This is a genomic window from Enterobacter sp. Li2LvB3 (assembly GCF_056156645.1).
On the sequence record NZ_JBSICG010000011.1, the window covers coordinates 147,454 to 154,623 of the forward strand.

A 7,170-nucleotide genomic window follows, 5' to 3' on the forward strand; every position below is an offset into this window, starting at 1 on the left:
TCGTGATGACAATGCATAAGATCAAATCATTCTTATACATAAGCACACAGGTAGTCCGCAAAAGAAAATCAATAAAAAACATTCATAATAAAAAACAAAATCATAAATATCTGGAAGAATATTCAAAAGCAGATGTAATACTGTGATAGTATGTATAAATAGCAAAATAAGGCCGAATGTTATTGCAATGAGGTATCTTAAAACCCCTGGTTTTTTCTGAATAATAAAAAATAATGCAGCAATGATTATCAAAACACGAATCAGTAAGGATGAGGGTAAAGTGGATTCTACTTTTTCATTAATTGCATGCACAAGATAAAGCCAGGAAGATAATAACCCATATGTAACCATGCAAAATAAAAGTGAGGCCATCAAATTCTCACGTCGGACAAAAGACTTAGTCAGCACCATAACGTTCCTTACACAACAGTACATATTGAATGTAACCCTCAACTGGTTGTGGATTATCGCTTAGCGATGTTGATTAATTATTTATGAAATATGTAGTGAATGTGGAGAGAGTGGCAGGTTAAGTTTACAGAATTTTTTTTGATGAACCTTTTCAAAAAATACCTGTCAAAAAAAACCAACCTGAAAATTAAGGTTTTTAATTGAGTAAAAAATTTTTAGGCATGACGATAAAAGAGCCTTTCAGGGTAAAATGCATGCTGTCATCAGTACTGTGGAAGAAAATATGAACAACAACAATCTGATTATCGTCGCAGAAGACGATGATGACATCGCCGCCATACTGATAGGCTATTTAAATAAGGCAGGCATGAAAACCTTAAGAGCCGAAGACGGTGAGCAGGCAATCAACCTTACCCGTCTAAACAAGCCTGACCTCCTGTTATTGGACATCAACCTGCCCGTGTACGATGGCTGGAATGTTCTGACAACGTTAAGAAAGGAAACGAACGTACCTGTCATCATGGTTACAGCACTTGATCAAGACGTTGATAAACTGATGGGCCTGCGGCTCGGGGCTGATGACTATGTGATAAAACCCTTCAATCCCTCTGAGGTTGTTGCCAGAGTTGAAGCCGTACTTCGCAGAACCAGAACGGTTGCAGAGGCGGCACATTCACGGCCTTTAAGAACGCCTTTTCTTACAATTTATCCCGATGAATTTTACGTTGAGATCGCGACCCAAGGTGAGGTTTCCACGCCGGTATTAACTACCACTGAATTTAAGCTTCTAACCTATTTGGCCAGAAATCCAAGAAAAGTATGTTCACGTGAAGAGTTACTCGATGCGTGTTTGCCTGAGGGGGATTCGCTGGATCGCACTGTAGACAGTCATATGAGCAAGCTCCGGAAAAAGCTTGAACATGCCGGACTTAAAGGCGTTCCTGAAAGTATCAGAGGATTAGGCTACCGGTTGGGTGACAAAAAATGAACAAAGAAACAATTCTTAGCCGCCAGATATTGACATATATGCTGTCGTTAACATTCGTAATAATTGCAATTGCTGTACTGGGCTCCTACTTATTTTATAGTTTCTTGATTGACTACCTTCCGGGAGGTATAAACTCTGGAAACGAAGATACTATGACCTTTCTTGACTGGATGTGGATATTGATCGCTTCATTGACCAGTCTGGTTGTTTCGCTTTTTTTTACCGTAAAACTGTCTGCAAGAATATTAAAACCCCTGAATGATGTAGCATACAGCCTTAAACAAATCTCTCAGGGAAACCTTAGCGCAAGAGCGATTAGCCGCGGTTCTCAGTTGGGGGAAATGAATAAACTCGTCGATGATTTTAATGAAATGGCGGAGAAGTTACAGACGCTGGATGCTCAGCGAAATTTATGGAATGCTGCAATCGCTCATGAACTCCGAACACCTGTTACTATTTTGCGGGGCAGGCTTCAGGGGCTGGTTGACGGAGTATTCGAACCAGAACTGCCGCTCTTCAGAAACCTCCTTAAACAGACTGAAGGTCTGACTAACTTAATCGAGGATCTTCGTGTCGTGAGCTCCTCAGGTGCGGCAGGATATTCCTTGATGCCCTGCGAAGTCGATCTCGCGGCAACTATCTCCAGTGCGCTTGATACTTTTTTGCCTGATTTCGAAACGAAAGACTTTAACATAGTTACTGAGATTAGCTGTCAGCGTTGCATCTGCGATCCTTTACGCATTATTCAGTGCCTGACCGTTCTTTTTGACAATGCCTTAAAGTATTCCACATCTCAAACACTTTTAGTGAAGAATGGTATTGTGGGGAATGATAATTTTATCCTCGTTCAGGACAAAGGACCTGGAATTCCTGAAGAACTTCAGAAGTCCTTATTCCAGCCTTTTCAACGAGGAGAATACGCCAAAAATATTAACCCTGAGGGTTGTGGCTTAGGGTTGTCAGTAGTAAAAGCCATTATGCGTGCCCACGGCGGAGACGTTAGCTACAGCGTAACACAAGAAAATGGCTCACTTTTCAAACTATCATGGCCTGCTTCAGAACAATTCAGCAGGGACAAGCACTGACGGCATTGATATCGATTCCTGCGAACAGGTACGGGTGGAGCGTTGTGTCGTCTCCTGTAATGGCGACAACATTTGTATCAAAATAGGTTTAAAGCGTGGGTATTATCCCCTATAAGGGATAAATGCTGCGATATCCCTTATGGGGGATAAAGCATTGACAATATCCCCTGCAAGGGATAATACTGACAATATCCCTTTGAGAGGATAAACCACGGGCGTGAACAGATGAAACCACCAATGATTTATAGTCCGGTCCAGTTGGCAAATACCATGAAACTGGTGCGTCAGAAAAATAACTGGACGCAAAGCGACCTGGCCAAAAGAATCGGCATTAAGCAGGCCACCATCTCAAATTTTGAAAACAACCCGGATAACACCACGCTGACAACGTTCTTCAGGATCTTGCAATCCCTTGGAATGACAATGGCGTTGTATGAAAAAGACGATGCGGCGTCGGGGTCAGACAATAACAGCCAACAGGGCCTGGACTGGTAATGCCAAAATTAGTGACGTGGATGAATAACGAGCGGGTCGGCGAACTGACAAAGCTTACCAACGGGGCCCATACGTTTAAATACGCCAATGAATGGCTAATGAACCGGTATGCCAGGCCTTTGTCGTTATCGCTTCCGCTGCAATTTGGTGAGATTACCTCCGATGCGGTGTTCAATTTCTTTGACAACCTGCTCCCGGATAGCCCTGCGGTACGGGATCGTATAGTGAAGCGCTACCATGCCCGTTCTAAGCAACCTTTTGATTTACTGGCTGAGGTAGGGCGTGACAGCGTTGGCGCGGTAACGTTATTACCCGCGAATGAAAACAGTACGACACCGGAAATGACATGGGAGACGCTGAGCGAAGAGAAGCTCGAGACGGTGCTGACGGCTTATCAGTCAGACATTCCGCTGGGGATGATTAATGAGGAAAATGATTTCCGCATTTCCGTTGCCGGTGCTCAGGAAAAAACGGCGCTCCTTAAAGCCGGCGACGACTGGTGTATCCCGAAAGGGATCACGCCGACCACGCATATCATCAAACTGCCGATTGGCGAGATTAAACAGCCCAATGCCACGTTGGATCTGAGCGATAGTGTGGATAATGAATACTTCTGTTTAGAGCTGGCGAGAGCGCTGGGCCTTGATGTACCAAAGGCGGAAATCATCAGAGCGGGCAGGGTGCGGGCACTAGCCGTCGAGCGTTTTGACCGCCGCTGGAACGCGAGCCGCTCCATTTTATTGCGATTACCGCAGGAAGATATGTGTCAGACTTTTGGGCTTCCTTCGTCCGTGAAGTATGAATCTGATGGCGGTCCAGGTATTCCACAAATCATGGCATTTTTACAGGGCTCCAGCGAAGCACTTACCGATCGTTATAATTTCATGAAATTCCAGCTATTTCAGTGGATAACGGGCGCAACGGATGGACATGCCAAGAACTTCTCAATATTCATCCAGCCTGGCGGAAGCTATCGACTGACGCCGTTCTACGACATCATTTCGGCTTTTCCTGTTCTGGGCGGCGCCGGGATCCACATCAGCGATCTGAAACTGGCCATGAGCCTGAATGCCTCAAAAGGTCGTAAAAACGATATCGACAAGATCTACCCGAGACATTTTATGGCGACAGCCAGGGCCGTCAGGTTTCCTGAAAACCAGATGACCGAGATTATGCAGGAATTTATCGACCATGTGCCGCAGGCACTGGATACGGTGATGGCGTCTTTACCCACGGACTTTTCGCAAAAGGTCGCGACCTCGATATACAAGAATGTGCTCAGGCTACACGGCCGGTTGAGCAAAAGTGCAGGGGCCTGAGCCTGAAACCTGCCTGAAAATACAGGCAGGTTTGCGACTATCCTCAGACCTGAGGAATGCTGTCGAGGGATGTGTACACCGCTAATCCCAGTTTCTGCGCCACTTCAATATCCAAATCAGCCCCTCTGGATTCTCCGGCAATACGATAAATGGCATCGCATTTTGCAATGAGCCGGTGAGCAACGGGATAAAGCATCGCTTCACTGATTTCATCACCCACGGACTGAGATCCCGCCGCTTTTGCCAGCGGCAGAGCCAGCCACTCACCGATAACCGGAACATGCCCACGCTGGTAAACCGCCAGTGCGGCATTTTCCAGCCTGACAAGATTCTCATCAATGCGGGCCTGTACGCCGTCAGTTCCACTGCGATAAGGGCCAGCGATTAAGATCAGTTGTTGTGTCATACATACCTCATTCTTTGTTGTAGGTCCTGCAAACCTGCTTAACCGTTTTATTGCGCGAGACTGCACGGTTAAGCATGTATTTGCATGTTTTAAAATGAAGAATGCATGTTAATACGCATTATCGTGCAGTTTCAAGTGGATTTGTGCATGAAAGTTTGGCGTGGGTGTGGTTGCCCTATGGCAAAGTACAGAGGAATAGGGCTGGAATGGAGAAAATACAGGATAAAAAGTAGTAGAAAAATCACCCACTAAATTATTTTAAAATACTAAACTTATTAAAGGTCAACAAAAACAATTGAATATTTGCGGAACTATATAATATTTGGGTGATTGCAATGAAGAAACTAACACACGGTACAGTGGTTTTTTTATTCGGATTAATATTACCGGTATTTTTACTAATTGGTGCCTACTCTCACCTGACAGATATTGATGAGAAAATAAATAGAATAGATACCTCTAAGGAATTACAGAATAACTACACGACTCTAAAAGGTAATTTGGCCTCAGCCAATGACTATATATTATATTCTCTGATGTTTATAGAACAATCAAACCAAAGAACCATGCTCAATAAGCAGTCAATGAAGATTGCTATTATTCATATCGGACTGGCCGTCATGAGTGTAGGGATGATGTTTATTATCTTAGGAATAAACGATGGCGGCGCAGATGGAACTGCAAATCTTACTGGCATGTCGTTTAATATAAAAACAGCATCATCTGGACTTGCTGTATTTATCGCTGGCGCACTTATGGCCTCCGGCGGGGCTTTAATTAATAATCTTTATACCACTGCTTCTATTCCTGGATACGTACAGATTCTTACTTCCTCAACTCCTGAAAAAAACGATGAGATAGATAAAACAAGTGCATTGGTAGGATTTTATAAAAGTTGCAGGAAGTATGATGATGAGAGATTTCAGCAGTGCCTTGTTAGCATGGTTCAGCAACTGTATAAGGATGAATTAAAATGAGCATGAAAATAAATCTGGCCAGTCTTTTACTGATGCTTATCGTAACCCCAATTTATGCCGAAAAAGTTATTTGTCAACAATGGGAGAAAGGAAAGGAATGCATTTCTGTAGATAATAGTGGTGGCAATGGTAGCGTTGTTGTCACTACGCCTGTACAGGGTGGGAAAAGTTTAGATGTAAAGGATGTAATGTCAGCTATCAAAAATACCACCGATGAACAATTATCAGTTGAGAAGGCAGTCATTACACCAACGACTCCCGTAGCGCAATACTAGGTTAACGTGCTCGAAGGAAATCAGGGCAAAATGCAGTCAGCATGACAGTCGGCTACAATGATGTAGTGTGATTCTGAACATTTCCGAGATATGGCCGTAGGTTAAGGTTGTTCACAATGAATATCTCGGCATCATGTATAGCCGCAGAAAACTCTTTATCAGGAAAAATTGCGATCTACAAATCACTTGAAGTCAGTGATATTGATTTACTGCAAAGCCTCTAAATATTAAATAGTAGAGGCTTTACTTGTTAGATTGATAGAAAGAGAGTTTGTTCTTGTTAGAATGGAATGTCATCATCATCGGAAGGCGGGTTAATATTTACCACCATCACCAGTTCACTCCTCCAATCAGCTTGTGTCATAACTTTCGCCATAAAAACCCTTTTTAACTTGAGGTTAAAAAATGAGAGCTAAGGAAGATAACGGAATTGCTCAGAACAAGGTTCAATTCCTCTTTGACACTCGAGCAGAACTTTTTACCATTGTTTCCAAAAAGTCTTCCTTATACATCATATCATTGAAGTTATTTACTTGTACCAAAGATTTCCTCAGAATTTAGCTTTAATGTCTTCAACGCATCAGGCGTATCGTTTTAACTAATATTGGGATTTGTTTGAGAGATCGTAACCGGTCGGTAATGCCTGTGAAGGGCTGTTGTCGCGTTTATCCTGAACCGTTTGGATAAATCCGAGTGTGCGCCCGAATAACACCTTGGCCGATTTGCCTGATTATGGTGGAGTAGGGAAGAACGGTTCCGTTAAGCCAGAGATATTTTTTGACGGAAGGACGTCGTGAAATTCTTCAAACTTTCCACACGCCAGTATCGACTCGAAGTCGGTATATCACTCGCGTAAATATACAGTGCCTGCGTAAGTGATCTCCAGCCAGATGGTCGCGAAGCGTATAGTAATGCAGTTCTTTGGGGTATTTTGATGGTCTGGCGAAACGACGATTGAAGTCTGCAATGAAAGTCTCAAGCCAAGCGTCGATATCCTCAATACTGCTGATAACCTCGAGGCGCACATAAGACACGGAGTCTGTCGTTAAGTGAGAGTCTGCTGACAGGTAACATCACGCCGGAACAAATGACTGGATGGCATTAATCCCGCTCAGTCTTTATCTGACGTTGTCAGGTGAATCCAGATGGCTACACGACACAAGGGCTTGGGAAGTTTGATTCCAGAAAATAGCCAGAATGTTGCAGCCATAATC

At 43.6% G+C, this 7,170-nt stretch carries 8 protein-coding genes and 1 pseudogene; 7 read left to right on the top strand and 2 right to left on the bottom strand.

The features are described from left to right. Nucleotides 1-21 precede the first annotated feature (21 nt). Complete coding sequence (gene crrC, locus ACS603_RS11410) at nt 22-411, bottom strand: colistin resistant protein CrrC (RefSeq protein WP_474944286.1); 390 nt, start codon at nt 409-411, stop codon at nt 22-24. A 283-nt stretch (nt 412-694) separates the two neighbouring features. On the opposite strand from crrC, the gene ACS603_RS11415 reads away from it, so the two are divergent. The 5 genes and pseudogenes from ACS603_RS11415 (at nt 695) to ACS603_RS11435 (ending at nt 4,298) form a co-directional block, all read left to right on the top strand. Then, nucleotides 695-1,399, top strand: a complete 705-nt coding sequence (locus ACS603_RS11415) for a response regulator (protein WP_315688655.1) — start codon at nt 695-697, stop codon at nt 1,397-1,399. Continuing rightward, nucleotides 1,396-2,484, top strand: a complete 1,089-nt coding sequence (locus ACS603_RS11420; protein ID WP_315688656.1) for an ATP-binding protein — start codon at nt 1,396-1,398, stop codon at nt 2,482-2,484. Before ACS603_RS11415 ends, ACS603_RS11420 begins: the two co-directional genes overlap by 4 nt. Continuing rightward, nucleotides 2,447-2,581: pseudogene (locus ACS603_RS11425) on the top strand (glycoside hydrolase family 28 protein); the annotation flags it as partial. The gene ACS603_RS11420 and the pseudogene ACS603_RS11425, both read left to right, overlap by 38 nt. Nucleotides 2,582-2,709: 128 nt before the next feature. After that, a complete protein-coding gene (gene hipB / locus ACS603_RS11430) occupies nt 2,710-2,979 on the top strand; it encodes a type II toxin-antitoxin system antitoxin HipB (RefSeq protein WP_182061117.1) in 270 nt (89 codons plus the stop codon). Continuing rightward, on the top strand, nt 2,979-4,298 hold the full coding sequence (locus tag ACS603_RS11435; RefSeq protein WP_474944287.1) for a type II toxin-antitoxin system HipA family toxin: 1,320 nt from the start codon (nt 2,979-2,981) through the stop codon (nt 4,296-4,298). Before hipB ends, ACS603_RS11435 begins: the two co-directional genes overlap by 1 nt. Nucleotides 4,299-4,341: 43 nt before the next feature. Here the strand turns inward: ACS603_RS11435 and ACS603_RS11440 are convergent, their stop codons facing one another. Beyond that, nucleotides 4,342-4,704 carry a DUF4406 domain-containing protein gene (locus ACS603_RS11440; RefSeq protein ID WP_315688658.1) on the bottom strand — a complete coding sequence of 121 codons (363 nt, stop codon included), beginning with the start codon at nt 4,702-4,704 and terminating at the stop codon, nt 4,342-4,344. A 335-nt stretch (nt 4,705-5,039) separates the two neighbouring features. Between ACS603_RS11440 and ACS603_RS11445 the strand changes: the two genes are divergently transcribed. Continuing rightward, a complete protein-coding gene (locus ACS603_RS11445; protein WP_315688659.1) occupies nt 5,040-5,681 on the top strand; it encodes a hypothetical protein in 642 nt (213 codons plus the stop codon). Beyond that, complete coding sequence (locus tag ACS603_RS11450) at nt 5,678-5,956, top strand: hypothetical protein (protein WP_474944288.1); 279 nt, start codon at nt 5,678-5,680, stop codon at nt 5,954-5,956. Before ACS603_RS11445 ends, ACS603_RS11450 begins: the two co-directional genes overlap by 4 nt. The last annotated feature ends 1,214 nt before the right edge of the window (nt 5,957-7,170 follow it).